The sequence below is a fragment of the Mycobacterium sp. 48b genome, assembly GCF_048282725.1.
Classification (GTDB): domain Bacteria; phylum Actinomycetota; class Actinomycetes; order Mycobacteriales; family Mycobacteriaceae; genus Mycobacterium.
In genome coordinates this window covers 447736-467535 of sequence record NZ_JBLVUL010000001.1, presented here as the reverse complement: position 1 = coordinate 467535, position 19800 = coordinate 447736, and the positions used below count along the sequence as shown (strand labels likewise).

Here is a 19800-nt window from a genome sequence, read left to right as displayed (position 1 = left end):
CATGAGCAAATGCCCGCGGTGCTTCACCGTATTGAGCCCGAACAACCATCTGTGGACGTTGCCTGCCCAGGCGGGGGGCACCCGGTACCGCGATGACGTCGCCTCGGCGTATGTCGGTGCACCCGCCGATTGCGGACCGCTCTACACGTGGACCCGCACCCCCGGTTACAACGGGCCGCCGCCGCCGACGTCCGAGGCCAGCCGGGCGCTGCAGGGACCTGCGGTGGAGATCTGCCCGGTCTGCCACTTCACGCTGCCCGACGGCTTCCGCGAGGGACACGCGATCTGCATCGCGCTGGCCGGCGCGCGCGCGACGGGCAAGAGCCTCTACATCGCAGTGCTGGTCAAGCAGCTGGAACTGCTGTGCGAGCGCTTCGGGGTGGTGATGGAACCGGTCACCCGGGCCACCGCCCAGAACTACGCCGCCAACTACGAGGGGCCGCTGTACGTCCAGCGGGGCCTGTTGCCACCCACCCCGACGGTGCACACCCAGGCCCCGAATCAGCGTGAGCCACTGGTGTTCTCGATCGGCGTCTGGCACGGGATCCGCCGGTTCCTGGTGCTGCGCGACGTGGCGGGTGAGGACCTCGAGAACGGTGACCTGCGCGCGGCGCCCTTCCAGTTCTTCGCCCACGCCGATGCGGTGTTCTTCATGTTCGACCCGTTGCGGGTCAAGGCCATCCGCGATCAACTGCAGGACCTGCTGCCGCCGCAGCCGTTCAGCGGTGGGGAACCGCGTTCGGTGCTGGGCAATCTGCTGTTGGCGGTCAACCCCGGTCAGCCCAAGCTGGCGGTGATCCTGTCCAAGTTCGATGTGCTGCGGGCGCTGCGGGACGTGCAGGGGTCGGAATGGGCGCTGGTGATGTCGAACGGGGGAGCGGCCTTCCTGCGAGACACCTCCGACGGCAAGCACTACGACGACGCAGACGGTCAGCTCCTCGACCAGGAGGTGCGCAGCCTGCTGGTCCGCCTGCACGGCGGTTCGATCGTCGCGGGCGTGGAGAACCCGTCTTTGGGTGCGCGGTTGGCCAGCCGGTACTTCGCGGTGTCCGCGCTGGGGCATCCGCCGAACGGAAATCGTCTGCACGCCAGGGGTATTGCCCCCTTCCGGTGCGTGGATCCGGTGCGCTGGGTGACTTCGCAATTCGGCGTGCTGTAGCCGGCCGGTCGGGTTAGCGACCGCGTTCTCGGGGCCGGGTGACCCCGTGGCTATGGTGGGCTGACCGAGCAGAGAGGTGACAGGTGGGCAAGAACGAGCGCACGAAGATCGTCATGGGCGACGATGAGATCGCCGAATTCATCGAACGCAGTCGGACCGCGACGATGGCCACGGTGCTGCCGAGCGGCCGACCTCACCTGGTCGCCATGTGGTACGCGGTGCTCGACGGCGAGATCTGGTTCGAGACCAAGGCCAAGTCGCAGAAGGCGGTCAACCTGCGTCGCGACCCCACGATCACGGTGATGATCGAGGACGGCGACACCTACGACACCCTGCGCGGCGTGTCGATCGACGGCACCGCAGAGATCATCGACGATCCGGAAACGATTCTGCGCGTGGGCATCAGCGTGTGGGAGCGCTACACCGGGCCCTACACCGAGGAGATGCGCCCGTTCGTCGACCAGATGATGAACAACCGCATCGCGGTGCGGGTGGTCCCCAGCCGTCAGCGCAGCTGGGACCACCGCAAGCTCGGGCTGCCCGAGATGCCGGTGGGCGGCAGCACCGCTCAGTATCTGAACGCCTAGCCCGACGGGCGCGGTCGCGGCTTGAGCCGTCCATTGGGCAGGGGCGGCGCGGGTAACCGCGCGACACGGCCGGTGTAACCCTGCACATCGCCGAACCGGACGTCGCCGGCCTGCCACAGTTCGCGGTAGGTCGCGATGTCGTCATGGCTGCGGCCGACGAAGTTCCACCACATCACCAGTTCCTCGGTGAACGGTGGCCCGCCGAGCAAGATGGCCCGGGCCGGCCCGTCGCCGCGGTTGGCCAACCGCAGTTGTGCGCGCCCCGGCGCCTGGTAGGCCAGGTCGGCGACCGCCAGCGTGGTGCCGCACACCTCGATCACGCCCTGGTCGAGCAGGACGCCGTGTTCGAATCCCGGGTCGACATCCAAGGTCAGCATCGCTCCGGGATCCAGGTCGATCTGCGCGCCCAGTAGTGGCGTGAAGGTGTGCACCGGGGACGTCGAGTCGGCCAGCTCACCGAGAAACACCCGCAATGTGGCGCCGTCGAGGATCCGAGGCGGCGGCGCGTAGTGCGCGAAGTCGCGGTCGGTGTCGCGGGAGGGGTCGGGCAGGGCCACCCACAGTTGCACGCCGTGCAGGATCGTCGTCTCCGGCGTCGAGACCTCCGAGTGGCAGATCCCGGCGCCGGCCGTCATGAGGTTCAGCTCACCCGGCCGGACCATGGCATGGACTCCCGCACTGTCCCGGTGTTCGATCAGGCCTTCGAAAAGCCAACTCACCGTTTGCAACCCGGTATGGGGATGTGGCGGTACATCCATGCCCCTGCCGGCGGATCGGACGTCGTGCGGACCGTAGTGGTCGGCGAAGCACCAGGCACCGATCATGGACCGGTCCCGCTGCGGCAGGGTGCGACGGACGAGCATCGCGCGCGGCCCGCCCAGCGGCACCTCCCGCGGATGCAGAACACCGGTGAACTCCGAGTTGGCGCAGGTGACTTCGGCGGGCGCCGTATCGGTGTTGCTCATGAACCTCACGGTAACCGTGTTCGAGTGAACCGGGCGCGATTAGCATGACCGGCATGACCGGGGGATTGACAGCCGAAGATGTTCGCAGCACCGAGTTTTCGAAGCCGCCGCTGGGCAAGCGGGGATACGACAAGAAGTCGGTGGACGATTTCATTGCGCTGGTCGCCCGGAGGCTCGACGGGCGCGGGCATCTGGGTGCCGAGGACGTCCGCAACATCATTTTCCCCAAGCCGCCGATGTTTCAGCGCGGCTATGACGAAGACGAAGTCGACTCGCTGCTCGATGCGGTGGTCGCCACGCTGGAGCAGTAGTCGAAGGAGAAGTTGGGGGACGGTGCCGTCACTGCGCCTCTCGGCGAGTGGTCGCTCGAAGCGACGATTCTGGTGTGGGGCCCGGGGCAATGCCCGACACCGTCAGCTGGTGTAACGACATACCCCGGGCCCCTATTCCTCCCCCGGTGGAAACCTGCCCTTGCCCTGCCGTCCCCTCGAATCGGCAGCGCAAGGGCCAGAAAAGATCTCGTGTGTTGCGCGGAATCGAGGATCAGGCGGCTTCAGGAAAGACCAGGCCGAGTTTGCGTACCGGGTAGCCGTTGCGTTCGGCCAGCGATCGCAGCTGCTTGAGCGCGAAGCTGCGGCCACGGCCGGCCTCGGGAACCATGATTCCGGCCCAAACTCCTTCGGCGCGTGGCAGTTCGCAGGCCTCGCGGGCGCACAGCCAACGCCGCGGGCATTCGCGGCAGATGACCTTGGCCTGATCGTCGGGGGTGGAGGTCCACCGCTCCGGGTCACTGGTGCACACGCCGAGCGGGATGCCGTTGGCCATGAGTGCGTTCATGCTGCTGCTCCTGTTTAGGACTTTTGTTGCGGTGTCTTCCGCGTTGGGGGGAACGCTATAGCAAGAACCGTAGCGATGCAACAGTTTGGTGCAAACCGCAGCGGTGCAACGCTACGGAAATTTGCATTGGTAACGATGGGGAATCACCAGGGAAAAGTGGCTTTAGATCTAAAACCGCACGTCAGAACGCCCGTGGGTACCTTCATGTACCCGTAGCAGCAGTACGGTTTGTCCTGCTGGGAAGCCGTAGCGTAGGGGTTGTTTGCTACGAAAGCGAAAAACCCATTGCGTAGCGGTGCTTCGGTCTGGGGTTAGGATTGACGGGTCCCGGCAACCGCTTCAGCACTGGCTGAGGCTGAGCACATCGGCGAGGAAACAGCCCCGTATGACCGACGCTGAGTACGATCTCGCCACGGGCGAGTTCGATGTCGGACTCATCCGCGCCGGCGCCGCAGCCGCGGCCAGGCGCCGCGAACTCGACATCAGTCAGCGCAGTCTCGCCGCCGACGGGATCATCAACGCCGGGGCCCTCATCGCGTTCGAGAAGGGCCGCAGCTGGCCCCGAGAGCGCACCCGGCTCAAGCTCGAAGAGGTGTTGCGCTGGCCGCCGGGCACCATCGCCCGGCTGCGCCAGGGTGGCCCGGTACCCGATCCGGCCCTGCCTCCTCCGGCCCCTGTGGAATCGCCGACCGTCGTCACCGCGCAGCCGATGGCGGGGCCGTTGGCGACCACGCCGCCGGCCAGCGAAGAGGTACCGCTGATCGCCCAGGCGGTCCTGACCGCGGTGAGCACCCTGGAGTCGACGATCGCCACGCTGCCCGCCGTCGGAGAACCCGAGTTCACCCCGCGGGTCACGTCGGTGCTGGCTGACCTACGTCAGCTCGAGGCGGTGGCCGCCCGCGCCGCGCGGCTCAGCATGGTGACTCCCGCGCTGATCAAGGCGCTCAGCGCGGTGCGGCGTCAGATCGATGAGCTGACCACCCGCGCGGCCACCGCTCCCGGTGCCACTCTCGGGCAGCGCCTGTACGCCGCCCGACGGCACGCCAATCTCACGATCGGTGAGACTGCAACGGCCGCAGGTGTTTCCGAGGACACCGTGGCCCGCGCCGAGGCGGAATATCCCATCGACGCACCCGCAGTCCATGCCCTGGAGGGGCTGATCGGCGCGATGCGCTGACCAGATCCGGCTAGCGGTCGCGCCGCTCGTCCTGGGTCGGGAAGTGCTCGGCAAGGGCCGCGGCGATCTCGAGGAACTTGCGGCGGGTCGGGGTCGACATCTCCCGCGGGTCGACGACGCCACCGGGCCGCAGATGCCCGTCGAACGGCACCTCGATCACCCGCTGGCCCTGGCCCGAGAACTGACCGGCCAGGATCGTCCGCGTGCGTTTGTCGGCGTGGCCGTCGGAATCGTTGAGCACCACGACGGTGCGCTGCAGCAGGTCCGTCATCTCATGGGCCGCGAGCCAGTCCAGCGTCTGGCCCGCGGTCGCGGCGCCGTCCACCCACGGTGAGGACACCACGATCAAGCCGTCGAGGTCGCGCAGCACCTCCTGGGTCACCGGCGAATCCATCGTCGAGCTGCAGTCCACCACGGAGATGGAGAAGTGTTTGTCGAGCCGAGTGGTGGCCTCGCGGTAGATGGCGGCGTCGAGCACCCGGCGTCGGGCCGGCGTGCCCTCGCCGGCGAGGACGAACAGCCCGGCGGCGTTGGTGCCGACCCGGCTACGCACGTCGGCGAATGAGTCGAGGTGCTTGTCGTTGGCGAGTTCCCAGTACGAGCTCTGCGCCTGCGGGTCGACGCGGCTGCCGAGCTTGCCGAAGGACGTGTCGGCGTCGATCGCCACCACGCGGTCGTCCTGGCGCAGCTGGGCGAAGATCGACCCGACGCTGGCCGAGACGGTGGTCTTCCCGACCCCGCCCTTGCCCATCACTCCGACCTTGTAGTGCCCGCGCAGGAGGCCCTTGATCTTGGTCTCCAACTCGGCCATCCGAAGGTCCTCGGGTGACGGACCGGGATTGACCAGTCCGAATGTCGCCCGGTAGACGAACAGTCGCCAACCGCTGCCCGGCGGCTGACGCTTCGGCGGCACGAGGTCGTTGACCCGGATGCGGTCGGCGTACGAGCCGGTCGGCAGTGGGGGAATGCCCTGTGTCGCGGCTGGATCCGGTGCGAATCCACCTTCGGTGGGCCAGGGCTGGCCGGGAGGCGGCCCGTATGGATGCTGCGGCGGCGGGCCTCCGGGGCCGGGCGGACGCTGCTGCGACGGAAGCTGCCAGCCGGGCGGATGCTGCTCCCATGCGTCGGTCCGGGGATCGGGCTGGCCCTGGTTGGGCGGTGCCTGATGGGTCTCGCGCGGAGGGTGCGATGGTGCCGGAGGCGCGGGCGGTGGGGGTGGTGGTGGCGCCTGCTGCTGCGGAGGGGCGGGTGCTGCGGGCGGCGCCTCCCGGAATGTGCTGCGGGCCCGCTCGGCGTCGGGGTCGGTCGGTATTCCCTGCGATGACCCGGAATCGTCGGGATCAGTACGTTCCGGGGGTTTCGACGGCACGAAATTGACCGGCGGGCGCCCGGGAATCGACGGCGGCTCTGGCGGCTTGCGACGGGTCGGCCGGGTGTCGGGTTCGAAGTGGGATTCCTCCGGACCCGTCCAGCCGAGCTCTCGCCGCAAGGTGTCGTCGGGGTCGGGCACGCCTGAATCTCCTCCGGAACTCACACAAGGGAACTTTGACCGTGCTCAAGTATCGACTACAACCCGTCCGGCTTGCACGATCCGTCCGTAATCGGGCCGAAATTGCGGTGCAGCAAATTTGTGCGGCAAACCTCGGAGTACTCCGAAACCGCGGTTGAACGGTGCCCATCGGAGGGGGTGCAGAACCCGGGTACAGCCACTGTGCGCGACGCGCGCGGGCGTTGTTGGCGCGGGTTCGCACACCACGGGAAAAACGACCGTTCAAATGCGATAAACCGTGGTCGGAGTCACTCCCGGGACCGTCGATCTCGTCGGCGTCGAGGGCCGAAATTAGTGTGCTGACCGGGTCGGATGCGCTGGTAATCTCTGTTCCGGCGAAGGGGATACGGGGCATGGGACTGCTGGGCGATATTGCCGATTTCGGCAAAGGCGTGATCGCGAACAATCTGAAGTGGACCGAGCGTGCCGCGAAGGTCGGAGAGTTCATCGCCCGCAACACAGTGGGTCCCGAACTCGAGCAGGTTGGCAAGTTCGGCGGCCAGATCGTCGATCTCAGCCAGAAGGCCACCAACTTCTTCGCCTCGCAGATCGGCCAGCGGCTGATCAGGACGGCGCGGTCGCCCATCCTGGCCGCCGGTCAGCAGACCATCGAGTCGATGAAGCACAGCACCGGGGTCGGTGCTCCCGAGAACGGACAACGCTTCGGTCAGGGGGCTGACAAGATGGGCGCGGTCGGGCAGGTGCTCGCGTCGGCGTTCCCCGACGACAGTTGGAACAGCGGCGGCGCAGGCGTCTACGCCAGTCGCAACACCGAGCAGGTCGGCCGGGTCCAGACGATGCTCGGTCTGGACAACATGGTGGCGGGGGTGCTGACGGCCGAAGCCGGCCAGATCACGGCTGCCCGCGACAGCCTCGACGAGCATTCCGACTGGCTGGGCGCGATGAGCCTGCTCACCACGAGCGCCGGAGTCATTCCGGGCTTCGGAACGGCAGCCCAGATGTCAGCTGAATTCGCGATGGTGGCCAAGGCAGTCGGCGACTCGAGCGGCGATCTGAAAACCCTGCATGGGCATATCGACCAGAACGCAGCGGTATTGCGCAGCGCTGCATCGCAATACGAGAGCCTGGCCGGCGGTGCGGCCCCCAGCGGTGCGGAGTTCGCGCCTCCGGTCGGCGACCAGGAGGAGCCCGCCACACCGGGAGAGCCCGGGATCACCGCACCGGGCGAATCCACCGGCGAGCCGTCGGGCGGTGGCGGAGATGCCCCGTCCGGAGGAGGTGTTCCGACCGGTGGTGGCGCAGGCGGCGCACCCACGGGTTCGACGGGCCCGGCGGCGGCTTCCGCGATGCCATCGAGCATGCCGGCTGCTGCGCCGTCTCCGTCCCCAGCGATGGCCTCGGAAGCCGCCGGCGCGCTCGGCGGGATTCTGGGGTCGTTGGTGAGCCCGCTCGGCGGAATCCTCGGCGGCGTGTTGCAGGCGGCCAGTCAGGCGGCCCAGGCCGGAATGCAGGCGGCGCAGTTGGGCAGTCAGGTGGGTGGCGCCGGCGCGGACCAGCTCGTCCAGGCTTCGGGCGGCACCGACGCTGACAACCCCGATGACGAGGACCGCGAGGACGGGGACGGCCGCGACAAGGACGACTCCAAGGACGGCGAGAAGGACGACGAAGGCGAGGGTGACGAGCCGGCGAAGGACCAGGCCGAAGGCCCGTCCACAGCAGATGCTGCGGGTGAGCCGGCCGATCCGCTGGGCGGCGGGGCGGCGGACGAGCCCGCCAAGACACTGCCGCCCGACTTGGAAGCCGTGGCCGCCGGCGGCGGCGTGGCGGGTCCGGCTCCGGTGCATGTCGGGGCGGATTTCGAGCAGGGCCAGCTGCATATGGCAGCGGCGGCTACATTAGATCGCGGTGTACCCGGATCTGCGGCCGTGATCGACAGGTAAGAATCCGGGGACAGGGATCGAGGGGAATTTCATGGCGGGTGATTTGCGGGTTGCCACCGCTCATTTGCACGAGCTATCAACAAAACACAGTCAGGCTGCGAACGGCCTGGCCATGGCTACCGGAGTTGTCGACGGTGTCGGCGCGTCCGTGCGTGTCACACACGGGCCGATTTCATCGTCGTCGGCTGCGGCCGTGGAGGCCGCGCTCAACGCGCGTCGAGCTGCCGGGGCCGGTATGGCCAGGGTGTCGCAGGACCTCGGCGAGAAGCTGACCCGCGCAGCGGGTGGGTACGACCGGACGGATTCGACGATGGCCGGCGCCCTCCGTGGAACCGTTCGATAGCGGCGGGGCGGACTCATGACCAATCCCTACAGTGTCGACGACGCGAATACCGCGGCGATCGACGATGTCGTCGGGGCCGAACTGACCATCGACGGAATCCTGGTGGTCGCCGACAAGCTGGGCCTGGCCGATTTCCCGCCTTCGATGGGAATCCGGCTGAACATTCCGCAACCCGACCTGCGCAAGACCGTGTGGGAACAGGTTGAGCGGGACCTCATGGCCCAGGGCGTGCTGGACGTCTTCGGCACCCCGCACCCCGAGGTGGCCGCCATGCTCGACACCTTGAGCAGGCCCGATCGCACGTTGGAAGGGCGCTGGTGGCGTCGCGACGTGGGCGGGAAGATGATCCGGTTTGTGGTGTGCCGCAAGGGTGGTCGGCATGTGGTCGCCGCCCGCGACAACGACATGCTGGTGCTGCAGCGGGTGGCCGCGCAGGTGGGTCTGGCCGGCATGGTGATGACGGTGCTCGGAGAAGGCATGCCGGCCAGTGTCGAGCCGTTGACCGGTGTCGCGGCGACCCTGGCCAATTGTCGGACCGCCGACGAGCTGACCGGTTACGGGATCCCGCCGACCTCGGCGCGGGTGTACGCGAACATCATCTCCGAGCCGGAGAGCTGGGTAGAACTCGTGGTGTCCGAGCGGAATCCGGGCGGCACCACCTCTCAGGTCGACGTCGCCGCAGGTGTGCTCGATTCCAAGCTGGGACGCATCGTGTCCATCCCGCGCCGGGTGAACGGGGAGCTCTACGGCAGCTTCCTGACCGGAACCAAGGACAATCTCCAGCGTGCCCTGGATGGGTTGATCGAATTCCTGCCCTCGGGTTCATGGTTTGACAAGGCTGAACCGGATAGCTCCTACCTGCACTGAAAGAGGCCGCCACGGTGGGTGACTTTCCGCCACATCATCCGGACGACGATGACGACTATGACAACCTCTCGGCCCTGGATTCCTCGTACCCGGACGACGGTTCGGACGCTGCAGCTCTGGATGCGTTCGGGACGTATGACGACGACGGTGTCGTCTTCGGGGATGTCGAATCGGACGAAGACGAACCAGAGTCCGATGACGCCGCACCCGGCGGCACCGGGTACTGGGACGGCTCCGTCGAAGAGGACGAGAACCTTGCAGTGCCGCTGTTCACCGTCACCAACCCGCCCGAAACCGTCACGGTGACGGCGTTCATGGACGGCAGGGTGCATCAGATCGAGCTGGCACCCAGAGTCACCAACCTGACCGAACGGGATCTCGCCGAGGAGATCCTGGTGATCGCGGGTCTGGCCGCTCAACAGGCCAAGTCCGCCCAATACTCGTTCATGCTCGAAGGAATGCGCGAGCATGGCCACGACGACGCGGCGACCCGCGACTTTCTGACCCGCGACCTGGATCTGCTCACCCCGGAGCAAGCCGATGACGCTCGGGCCCAGGTCTTTTCGACTCGCTATGGAGGCGATCATGGTTGACCACCTCGCTGGGATGTTCGGCTCGGCAGTCGGGATGCTGAGCAGTTCTCCGGCGCGTTCGCTCGAGATGTTCACCGAGATCACCAATTACGACGAATCCGCGTGTGACGCGTGGGTCGGCCGGATCCGCTGCGGTGACAACGACCGGGTCACGCTGTTCCGGGCCTGGTACTCGCGCTCGAACTTCGGCCAATTGGCCGGCTCGGCCGAGATCTCGATGAACAGTGTCGGCGCGCGGATCCCGATCGGCGGCATCTACGGGAAGGACATCTCCTACCCGATCAACTCGCCGTTGGCGATCACCATGGGCTTCGCCGTTCAGGAGGCGTCCGAGGGGAACTTCGCCGACGCGATGGAGGCGTTGGAGGATGCCCCGTCCGGTGGGTCCGACCATCTGGTGGCCTGGGTCAAGGCGGTCATCTACGGTGCGGCACAACGCTGGACCGATGTGATCGACCAGGTGCGCGGCGCCGATCAGTGGCCGGACAAGTTCCTGGCTGCGGCGGCCGGGGTGGCCCACGGCGTGGCGGCGGCCAACCTCGGGTTGTTCACCGAGGCGGACCGCAGGCTGACCGAGGCCAATGACACCCCGGCCGGTCAGGCGTGCGCACCGGCGATCGCCTGGTACCTGGCGATGGCCAGGCGCTACCAGGGCAACGAGGAGTCCGCCCAGGTTCTCCTGGAATGGCTGCAGGCCAACTTCCCTGAACCCAAAGTCACTGCGGCGCTGCGTGACTCGGCGTATCGACTGGAGACCACCACCGCCGAGAAGATCGCTGCCCGCACCGATCCGTGGGATCCGTCCAGCGTGGTGGCCGACACCTCGGGCCGGGACAAGCTGCTGGCCGAGGCGCAGGCCGAGCTCGACCGGCAGATCGGTCTGGGCCGGGTCAAGGAGCAGATCGAGGCGTACCGGGCGGCCACCCAGATGGCCAGGATCCGTGCCGCGCGCGGCATGAAGGTGGCCCAGACTTCCAAGCACATGATCTTCGCGGGCCCGCCCGGCACCGGTAAGACCACGATCGCGCGCGTGGTGGCCAACATCCTGGCCGGCCTCGGGGTCATCGCCGAGCCGAAGCTGATCGAAACCTCGCGTAAGGACTTCGTCGCGGAGTACGAGGGTCAGTCGGCGGTGAAGACGGCCAAGACGATCGACCGGGCCCTGGGCGGCGTGTTGTTCATCGACGAGGCCTACACCCTGGTGCAGGAGCGCGACGGCCGCGCCGATCCGTTCGGCACCGAGGCATTGGACACCCTGCTGGCCCGGATGGAGAACGACCGCGACCGGTTGGTGGTGATCATCGCCGGCTACAGCAACGACATCGACCGGCTGCTGGAGGCCAACGACGGCCTGCGCTCGCGGTTCGCGACCCGCATCGAGTTCGACTCCTACTCGCCCGACGACATTGTCGAGATCGGCAAAGTCATTGCCAAGGCCAATGATTCGTGGCTCGACGATGACGCTTGCAAGCGGGTCAACGAGGCTGCGACGTTGTTGAGCCAGCGCAGGCTCAACAACAAGCCCGCACTGGACATCGCGGGCAACGGTCGTTACGCGCGCCAGCTGGTGGAGGCCGGTGAGCAGAACCGCGACATGCGGCTCTCCCGATCGCTGGATTTCGAAACGCTCGGCGTCGAGCAGCTCAGTGAGATCAACGGAGAAGACATGGCGGCGGCGATCGCGGCGGTCCACAGCCGCCTGAACATCGGCGAGTAGGGATGGCAGGTTTCCGGCTCACCACCAAGGTCCAGGTCAGCGGCTGGCGCTTTCTGCTGCGGCGCGTCGAGCACGCGATCGTGCGCCGGGACACCCGGATGTTCGACGATCCGCTGCAGTTCTACAGCCGCGCGGTGTTCGCCGGCGTCGTGGTCTCCGTGCTGATCTGCCTCGGTGCGGCGCTGATGGCGTACTTCAAGCCGTTGGGCAAGCAGGGCAGCGACCAGCTGTTGGTGGACCGCACCACCAATCAGCTCTACGTGATGCTGCCCGGCAGCAACCTGCTGCGGCCGGTCTACAACCTGACCTCAGCCCGGTTGGCCCTCGGTAATTCGGGCACCCCGTCGGCGGTGAAGTCCGAGGAGCTCAATCGGCTGCCCAAGGGCCAGCCGATCGGTATTCCCGGTGCGCCGTATGCCACGCCGACCGGCGTGCCCGCGTCGCGCTGGACGCTGTGTGACACGGTGGCCAAGCCCGACAGCTCAGCCCCCAAGGTGGAATCCTCGATCCTGATCCGTTCATTGGCAACCGATCTGGCCGTCGGACCGATGAAGCCGAACCAGGGCATGCTGGTGTCGTTCGAGGGCGGCAACTGGCTGGTCACCGCCGACGGCAGGCACAGCATCGACCTGGGCGACCGGGCGGTGAGTTCGGCGGTGGGCATCCCGGTCACGGCGAAGGCCACACCGGTATCGGAGGGATTGTTCAACGCGCTGGCGAACATGGGCCCGTGGCAGCTGCCGGCCATCGCGGCCGCCGGTGCACCGAATACCGTTGGCCTGCCCGACAATCTGGTGATCGGGTCGGTTTTCCAGACGGCCACCGAATCCGAACCCCAGCATTACGTGGTGTTGCCGGACGGGGTGGCCCGCGTCAACCCGACCACCGCGGCGGCCTTGCGCGCCACCAACTCCTACGGACTGTTGCAGCCGCCGTCGGTCGAGGCCAGTGTGGTGGCCAAGATCGCCGAGCAGGTGTACGTTTCGCCGCTGCCGGACAAGCCGCTCGAGGTGCTGCTGCGGCAGGACTCGCCGGTGCTGTGCTGGGCCTGGCAGCGTGAACCCGGCGATCAGGCGCCGAAGACCACCGTCATCGCCGGCCGACGGCTGCCGATCCCGTCGTCGGCGGTCGGCACCGGGATCGACCAGATCGGCGGTGACGCAACGGTGTACATCGAAGGCGGCCAGTTCGTCCGGCTGCAGTCACCGGATCCCCGGGTGGGCGAGAGTTTGTATTACATCGACCCGCAAGGGGTGCGGTACGGCATCGCCAATGACGATGCCGCGAAGAATCTGGGCTTGTCCGGTTCGGTGAACGCGCCGTGGCAGGTCGTCGGGCTGCTGGTCGAGGGCCCGGTGTTGTCGAAGGACGCGGCGCTGCTTGAGCACGACACGCTGCCTGCCGACCCACATCCGCGCAAAGTCGAAAGCAAGCAAGGCTCATGACGACCAAGAAGTTCACTCCCACGATCAAGCGGGGGCCGCGGCTGACACCGGGCGAGATCAACGTCGCCGCACCGGATGACCTCGGGATCGAGATCCCGCCCTCGGGCATGCAGAAGGCCATGCCGTGGGTCATGGGTGGCTGCATGATCGGCATGATCGCGATCATGATCTTCACCGGCGTACGCCAGCTGTCTCCGTACATGCTGATGATGCCGCTGATGATGATCATGGGCACCGTCGGTTTCATGTCCGGCGGCGGTCAGGGCGGCAAGCGGGTGCCCGAGATCAACGCCGACCGTAAGGAATACCTGCGGTACCTGGCCGGCCTGCGTACCCGCGTGACGTCGTCGGCGACCGCGCAGGTGGCGTTCTTCGGTTACCACGCACCGCATCCCGACGATCTGTTGTCGATCATCGGCACGCACCGGCAGTGGTCCCGTCAGGCCAACTCGGACTTCTACGCCGCCACCCGGATCGGCATCGGCGCCGAGATCGCGGTGGACCGGCTGCTCAAGCCGAACACCAGCGGCGAGCTGGCCGGTCCGCAGGGCGCGCCGCAACCGCACCTGGAGCCGGTCAGCCACATGTGGGTGACCAAGTTCCTGCGGACCCACGGCCTGATCCACGATTGCCCGAAACTTGTTCAGCTGCGCACCTTTCCGACCATCGCCGTGGGTGGTGACATCGACGGTGCCTCGGCGTTGCTGACCGCGATGATCTGTCATCTGGCGGTGTTCCATCCGCCGGACCTGCTGCAGATCCGGGTGCTCACCGACAACCCGGAAGATCCGAAGTGGTCGTGGCTCAAGTGGTTGCCGCATGTGCAGCACCAGACCGACACCGATGCGGCCGGGCCCACCCGGCTGGTCTACACCCGCCCCGACGGTCTGAGCGACCTGACAGCGCGCGGCCCGCACAGCGCGGACGCCGCTCCGGGCGGTCCGTACGTGATCGTGGTGGACCTGACCGGCGGCAAGGCCGGTTTCCCGGTCGACGGCCGGGCCGGCGTCACCGTGCTCACCCTCGGCAACCACCGCGGCTCGGCGTACCGGCTGCGGGTCGACGCGGACGGGACGGCCGACGACAAGCTGCCGAACCAGAACTACCGCGAGGTGACCCGGGTCGTCGACCGGATGACCCCGGCGCAGGCCGGCCGAATCGCCCGCAAGCTGGCGGGCTGGTCGATCACCGGGACGATCATCGACAAGAACGTCCGGGTGCAGAAGAAGGTCTCCAAGGAATGGCACCACCTGGTGGGCGCCAAGTCGGTGGAGGAAGTGACCCCGTCGCGTTGGCGGATGTTCACCGACACCGACCGGGACCGGCTCAAGATCCCGTTCGGCCACGAGCTCAAGTCCGGCGAGGTGATGAAGCTGGACATCAAGGAGGGCGCGGAGTTCGGTGCAGGCCCGCACGGCATGCTCATCGGAACCACCGGCTCGGGTAAGTCGGAGTTCCTGCGGACGATGATCCTGTCGCTGGTGGCCACCCACCACCCCGACCAGATCAACCTGCTGCTCACCGACTTCAAGGGTGGTTCGACCTTCCTGGGTATGGAGAAGCTGCCGCACACCGCGGCCGTCGTCACCAACATGGAAGAGGAAGCCGAGCTCGTCGGCCGTATGGGCGAGGTGCTCACCGGTGAGCTCGACCGGCGCCAGCAGATTCTGCGTCAGGCCGGTATGCAGGTGGGTGCCGCGGGTGCGCTCTCGGGTGTGGCCGAGTACGAGAAGCACCGCGAGCGTGGTGCGGACCTTCCGCCGTTGCCGACGCTGTTCGTGGTGGTCGACGAGTTCGCCGAGCTCCTGCAGAACCATCCGGACTTCATCGGGTTGTTCGACCGGATCTGCCGCGTGGGTCGCTCGCTGCGCGTGCACCTGTTGCTGGCCACCCAGTCGCTGAACACCGGCGGTGTCCGCATCGACAAGCTCGAGCCGAACCTGACCTACCGAATCGCGTTGCGTACCACCAGCTCCGCTGAGTCCAAGGCGGTGATCGGTACCCCGGAGGCGCAGTACATCACCAACAAGGAGAGCGGCGTCGGTTTCCTGCGGGTGGGTATGGAGGACCCGGTGAAGTTCAGCACGCTCTACACCGGCGCCAACTATGTGCCCGAGGTGGAGGACTCCGCGGACGGCGAGGCCCGGCCGCGGTCGCAACGGCAGACCCGGGTGCGGATTCACCAGTTCACGACGACCCCGATTTTTGATACGGCGGTGAGCTAACCATGAGTACCGACGCCGAACCCCGGGTGTTGCGCGAGGTCGTCCTGGAGCAGTTGGGCACCGGTGAGAGCCGCGCCTACAAGATGTGGCTGCCACCGCTGACGGATCCGACCCCGGTCAACGAGCTGATCGAGCGCGACTACCAGCGGGCGCCGCTGCGCTTCGCGCTGGGGATCATGGACGAGCCGCGCCGTCACCGGCAGGACATCTGGGGCGTCGACGTCTCGGCGGCCGGCGGCAACATCGCCATCGGCGGTGCGCCGCAGACCGGGAAGTCGACCTTCCTGCAGACCCTGATGCTGTCCGCCGCGGCCACCCACACGCCGCGGCAGGTGCAGTTCTACTGCATCGACCTCGGCGGTGGTGGCCTGATGTACATGGAGGACCTGCCGCACGTGGGTGGCGTGGCCACCCGTGCCGAGCCGGACCGGGTCAACCGCGTGGTGGCCGAGGTCAAGGCCGTGCTGAGGGCCCGTGAACAGGTGTTCAAGCAGTACCGCGTCGGTTCGATCTCGTCCTACCGTGAGATGCGGGAGGATCCGAGCAACCCGGCTGCGCAGGATCCGTTCGGTGACGTGTTCCTGGTGATCGACGGCTGGCCCGCCTTCGTGGCCGAGTTCCCGGACCTGGAACCGGCCGTGCAGGATCTCGCCGGCCAGGGTCTGGCCTACGGCGTGCACGTCATCATCTCCACGCCCCGCTGGACCGAGCTCAAGTCCCGTGTGCGCGACTACCTGGGCACCAAGATCGAATTCCGCCTCGGTGACGTGAACGAGACCCAGATCGACCGCATCACCCGGGACATCCCGGCCAACCGGCCGGGCCGGGCGGTCTCCCTCGAGAAGCATCACCTGATGATCGGGGTGCCCCGGTTGGACGGCGTCCACAGCGCCGCCAACATCGTCGACGCCATCTCGGCGGGTGTGCAGGAGGTGGCCGCGCGCCACACCGATCAGGCGCCGCAGGTGCGCGTGCTGCCGGACCGGATCTACCTGCATCAGCTCGACCCGAATCCGCCGGGACCCGATTCCGATTACCGGACGCGTTGGCAGGTGCCGCTGGGGCTGCGCGAGTCTGACCTCACCGTGGCCTACAACCAGATGAACCTGACACCACATCTGCTGATCTTCGGTGCCCCGAAGTCGGGCAAGACGACCATCGCGCATGCGGTGGCCAAGGCGATCTGCAGTCGCAACAGCCCAGACCAGGTGCGGTTCATGCTGGCCGACTACCGGTCTGGCCTGCTCGACGCGGTGCCCGAGACGCATCTGCTGGCCGCCGGCGCGATCAACCGCAACAGCGCGTCGTTGGAAGAAGCGATCAAGGCACTGGCGACCAACTTGAAGAAGCGGCTGCCACCGCCGGACCTGACCACCGCCCAGCTGCGGGCGCGGTCGTGGTGGAGCGGTCCGGACATCGTGCTGCTGGTCGACGACTGGCACATGATCACCGCGGCCGCAGGCATGATGTCGCCGATGGCGCCGCTGGGTCCGCTGCTGCCTGCAGCAGCCGATATCGGCCTACACGTCATCGTGACGTGCCAGATGAGCCTGGCGCACCGGGCCACGATGGACAAGTTCGTGGGTGCCGCCTACGGCGCCGGTTCGCCGACCTTGTTCCTCTCGGGCGAGAAGAACGACTTCCCCTCGCGGGAGATCATCGTCAAGAAAAGGCCCCCTGGCCAGGCATTTATGGTCGCCCCGGAAGGCAAGGAAGTCATCCAGGCCTCGTATGTGGATCCACCCGCTGAATAAGTGTTCTCAGCACCCCAGAACGGCAGTTAGTATTTATCCAACGCACTCAGCAACGCTGGCGGCGGCCCGCCAGCAAAGGGATCGGGGGACAGATTCCTTGGCGACTTGGCAAACTTCATGCCACGTCGGTCTTGAGTGCTTGTCCCTGGTTATTTGCAATCGAAACAGGGGAGCAAGCAAATGCAACCGATGATGCACAACCCGGGTGCCGAAGGTGTTGCGGCACAGGTGATCGCAAACGCGGCCCGTGGTCTGGCCGGCGGCACCACCGCAGCTGCCGCCGTCACCGCGCTGGTTCCGGCAGGCGCCGACGAGGTCTCGGCAATGGCCGCCATGGCCTTCGCCAGCGAGGGTGTCGAGGCTCTTGCGGCGAACTCGTTCGCCCAGGAGGAGCTCACCCGGGCCGGCGCGGCCTACCAGGAGATCGCAGGCATCTACAACGCGGTCGACGCAGCCCAGGCGACCACGCTCTAGCAAGCCGTAGGCAAATCGTCAGAGATAGGGTCATCGAGTCATGGTTGCGGCACCACCCGTTCCACCGACCTGGTTCGCGCTGCCTCCTGAGGTCAACACCGCCCGCTTGATGGTCGGTGCCGGCCCGGCACCGATGCTTCAGGCGGCAACCGGGTGGGAGGGTTTGGCGATCCTGCTGGAGACCCAAGCTGACGAACTTGCCGGGGCCCTGAGCAACCTGACCGCGGTGTGGAGCGGCGGGGCCAGTGAACGCGCTGTCTCCGCGGCCATGCCGATGATCATCTGGCTGCGGACGATGGCGCTGCAGGCGCAGAAACGCGCACTGCAGGCCGGCGCTCAGGCCAGCTCGTACACCCTGGCTCTGACGACCACTCCGCCCATTCCGGAGATCGAGCAGAACCACATCACTCACGGCGTCCTGGAAGCCACCAACTTCCTCGGCATCAACACGATGCCGATCGGGCTCAATGAGATGGACTACTTCGTCCGGATGTGGAACCAGGCGGCCGGGGCGATGGAGGCGTACCACGCCGAAACGACCGTGAACCTGCTGTTCGAGCCGATCATGCCGATGACGCCGATCGTGCTGCCGGGGATCGGTGAGACGACCGTGGCGGCGGCGCTCGCGTCGACGGCTCCGCGGACGGCAATGGGTGCGGCCCGCAACATGACGGTTGAAGGGATCAGCGCGCTCTCCACGCTCTCGTCGATGAAACTGCTCGCCGGCAATGCCGCTGCGCAGGCCAACCATGCCGAGCAGCGGGCGGTCGGCGCGGCGAGCAAGGGTGAGAACGCCGGGCAGCAGGAGAAGCAGGACCCGACCGAGAAGAACCCGATGCAGCAGGGCATGCAGATGGCCATGCAGATGGGGCAGCAGGCGGGGCAGATCGCGGGGCAGATCCCGCAGATGCTCCAGAGCCCGATGCAGGCCATGACGCAGCCGTTGCAGCAGGTGACCCAGATGGTCAGCCAGTTCTCCAGCATGGGGGGCAGCGATCGGGGTATGCAGGTCGGGTTGATGGGGGCGATGCCGTTCTCCAACCATCCGCTGGCCGGCGGCGCGGGACCGAGTTCGGGAGCCGGTCTGGTGCGTGCGGCGTCGCTGCCGGGCGCGCTCGGATCGCCTCCGCGCACGGCGCTGCTGTCCAGCATGTTGGGCATCAGCGGCGAGGCCAAGCCGGCCGCGGCCGGTGTAGCTTCGGGCGCAGCCGGCCCGGTGGCACCCGTTGGTGCCGGCGGGGGCGGCGGACCCGGAGCACCGGTTGGTGCCGGGCACAACGAAAAAAAGGGTGGTGGCACGAAGGACGGGCTGATCGCGCCGACCGCTCTCACATACGACCAATCAGAAGACGCCGACGACGACTGGTAGTCGTCGGTCACAACACAAGACTTTCCGGCCACCCGGCCGGAGGACTCGCCAAATCGTTACTGGTGAGGACAAAGGAAAAATAAGGGGAATCCAACATGGCACAGATGAATACAGATGCCGCCGTCCTCGCCAAGGAGGCTGCTAATTTCGAGCGCATCTCGGGTGAGCTGAAGAGCGTCATCGCTCAGGTCGAGTCGACCGGTGGCACCTTGGCTGCCCAGATGCAGGGTCAGGCCGGCACCGCCGCCCAGGCTGCGCTGGCTCGGTTCCACGAGGCTGCTGACAAGCAGATCCAGGAGCTGAACGAGATCTCGACCAACATCCACACCTCGGGCTCGCAGTACTCGAGCACCGATGACGATCAGGCCGGCAACCTGGCCTCGTCGATGCAGATCTGACCTGACCTAACAGACCTCAAGAACGGAGACAAAACATGACAGAACAGGTTTGGAATTTCGCCGGTATCGAAGGCGGAGCCAGTGAAATCCAGGGCGCCGTCGGCACCACCGCCGGCCTGCTGGACGAGGGCAAGGGCTCTCTCGCCTCGCTCGCCTCGGCGTGGGGTGGCTCGGGTTCGGAGGCCTACCAGGCCGTTCAGACCCGTTGGGACAACACCTCCAACGAGCTCAACCAGGCGCTGCAGAACCTCGCCCAGACGATCAGCGAGGCGGGGCAGACCATGTCCCAGACCGAGGCCGGCGTCACGGGGATGTTTGCCTAGTACCGCGCGGCAACAAGCATGCTTTGGTGGGCGGGTGCTTGGTCTATCTGGTGATAGGCCGAACCCGCCCACCACTTGTGCTTGGGTGTAAAGATCTAACCATCTGTATTTGACTAT

At 66.9% G+C, this 19800-nt stretch carries 19 protein-coding genes; 16 read left to right on the top strand and 3 right to left on the bottom strand.

The window, feature by feature from the left end:
* Position 1 precedes the first annotated feature (1 nt).
* Together ACNQR1_RS02160 and ACNQR1_RS02155 are read left to right on the top strand one after the other, a co-directional pair.
* Positions 2-1159 carry a hypothetical protein gene (locus ACNQR1_RS02160; RefSeq protein ID WP_418043736.1) on the top strand — a complete coding sequence of 386 codons (1158 nt, stop codon included), beginning with the start codon at positions 2-4 and terminating at the stop codon, positions 1157-1159.
* Between the two features lie 83 nt (positions 1160-1242).
* Positions 1243-1746 carry a pyridoxamine 5'-phosphate oxidase family protein gene (locus tag ACNQR1_RS02155; RefSeq protein ID WP_418043734.1) on the top strand — a complete coding sequence of 168 codons (504 nt, stop codon included), beginning with the start codon at positions 1243-1245 and terminating at the stop codon, positions 1744-1746.
* Here ACNQR1_RS02155 and ACNQR1_RS02150 read toward each other — a convergent pair.
* Positions 1743-2711, bottom strand: a complete 969-nt coding sequence (locus ACNQR1_RS02150) for a pirin family protein (protein ID WP_418043732.1) — start codon at positions 2709-2711, stop codon at positions 1743-1745. The two genes, ACNQR1_RS02155 and ACNQR1_RS02150, sit on opposite strands and share 4 nt — an antisense overlap.
* Before the next feature lie 44 nt (positions 2712-2755).
* Between ACNQR1_RS02150 and ACNQR1_RS02145 the strand changes: the two genes are divergently transcribed.
* Complete coding sequence (locus ACNQR1_RS02145; protein ID WP_418043730.1) at positions 2756-3022, top strand: DivIVA domain-containing protein; 267 nt, start codon at positions 2756-2758, stop codon at positions 3020-3022.
* Between the two features lie 232 nt (positions 3023-3254).
* Here the strand turns inward: ACNQR1_RS02145 and ACNQR1_RS02140 are convergent, their stop codons facing one another.
* Entirely contained in the window at positions 3255-3548 is a 294-nt protein-coding gene (locus tag ACNQR1_RS02140) for a WhiB family transcriptional regulator (RefSeq protein WP_418043728.1), read from the bottom strand.
* Between the two features lie 385 nt (positions 3549-3933).
* Between ACNQR1_RS02140 and ACNQR1_RS02135 the strand changes: the two genes are divergently transcribed.
* Positions 3934-4725: a transcriptional regulator gene (locus ACNQR1_RS02135; RefSeq protein ID WP_418043726.1), complete on the top strand. Its 792-nt coding sequence runs from the start codon at positions 3934-3936 to the stop codon at positions 4723-4725.
* A gap of 10 nt (positions 4726-4735) precedes the next feature.
* On the opposite strand, the gene ACNQR1_RS02130 is transcribed toward ACNQR1_RS02135, so the two are convergent.
* Positions 4736-6235, bottom strand: coding sequence for a MinD/ParA family ATP-binding protein (locus ACNQR1_RS02130; protein WP_418043724.1), 1500 nt, complete (start codon positions 6233-6235; stop codon positions 4736-4738).
* Positions 6236-6627: 392 nt separating this feature from the next.
* On the opposite strand from ACNQR1_RS02130, the gene ACNQR1_RS02125 reads away from it, so the two are divergent.
* The 12 genes from ACNQR1_RS02125 to ACNQR1_RS02070 all read left to right on the top strand — a co-directional run bounded on the left by ACNQR1_RS02125 (position 6628) and on the right by ACNQR1_RS02070 (position 19683).
* Positions 6628-8175 carry an EspA/EspE family type VII secretion system effector gene (locus ACNQR1_RS02125; protein ID WP_418043722.1) on the top strand — a complete coding sequence of 516 codons (1548 nt, stop codon included), beginning with the start codon at positions 6628-6630 and terminating at the stop codon, positions 8173-8175.
* Positions 8176-8206: 31 nt separating this feature from the next.
* Positions 8207-8518, top strand: coding sequence for a type VII secretion target (locus ACNQR1_RS02120; RefSeq protein ID WP_418043720.1), 312 nt, complete (start codon positions 8207-8209; stop codon positions 8516-8518).
* Between the two features lie 15 nt (positions 8519-8533).
* A complete protein-coding gene (locus tag ACNQR1_RS02115; RefSeq protein WP_418043718.1) occupies positions 8534-9385 on the top strand; it encodes an ESX secretion-associated protein EspG in 852 nt (283 codons plus the stop codon).
* 14 nt (positions 9386-9399) lie between these two features.
* Complete coding sequence (locus ACNQR1_RS02110) at positions 9400-9978, top strand: YbaB/EbfC family DNA-binding protein (RefSeq protein ID WP_418043716.1); 579 nt, start codon at positions 9400-9402, stop codon at positions 9976-9978.
* Positions 9971-11695 (top strand): type VII secretion AAA-ATPase EccA, encoded by a 1725-nt coding sequence (gene eccA, locus ACNQR1_RS02105; protein WP_418043714.1) that lies wholly within the window; start codon positions 9971-9973, stop codon positions 11693-11695. The genes ACNQR1_RS02110 and eccA overlap by 8 nt, the downstream gene beginning before the upstream one ends.
* Before the next feature lie 2 nt (positions 11696-11697).
* Complete coding sequence (eccB, locus tag ACNQR1_RS02100; protein WP_418043712.1) at positions 11698-13140, top strand: type VII secretion protein EccB; 1443 nt, start codon at positions 11698-11700, stop codon at positions 13138-13140.
* Entirely contained in the window at positions 13137-15365 is a 2229-nt protein-coding gene (gene eccCa / locus ACNQR1_RS02095; protein ID WP_418043710.1) for a type VII secretion protein EccCa, read from the top strand. Before eccB ends, eccCa begins: the two co-directional genes overlap by 4 nt.
* Before the next feature lie 2 nt (positions 15366-15367).
* On the top strand, positions 15368-17119 hold the full coding sequence (gene eccCb / locus ACNQR1_RS02090) for a type VII secretion protein EccCb (RefSeq protein WP_418043708.1): 1752 nt from the start codon (positions 15368-15370) through the stop codon (positions 17117-17119).
* A gap of 180 nt (positions 17120-17299) precedes the next feature.
* Entirely contained in the window at positions 17300-17593 is a 294-nt protein-coding gene (locus ACNQR1_RS02085; RefSeq protein WP_036390665.1) for a PE domain-containing protein, read from the top strand.
* Positions 17594-17633: 40 nt separating this feature from the next.
* Entirely contained in the window at positions 17634-18962 is a 1329-nt protein-coding gene (locus ACNQR1_RS02080; protein ID WP_418043706.1) for a PPE family protein, read from the top strand.
* Between the two features lie 95 nt (positions 18963-19057).
* On the top strand, positions 19058-19360 hold the full coding sequence (locus ACNQR1_RS02075; RefSeq protein ID WP_418043704.1) for a WXG100 family type VII secretion target: 303 nt from the start codon (positions 19058-19060) through the stop codon (positions 19358-19360).
* Positions 19361-19395: 35 nt separating this feature from the next.
* Positions 19396-19683 (top strand): WXG100 family type VII secretion target, encoded by a 288-nt coding sequence (locus tag ACNQR1_RS02070; protein ID WP_003883250.1) that lies wholly within the window; start codon positions 19396-19398, stop codon positions 19681-19683.
* Positions 19684-19800 lie beyond the last annotated feature (117 nt).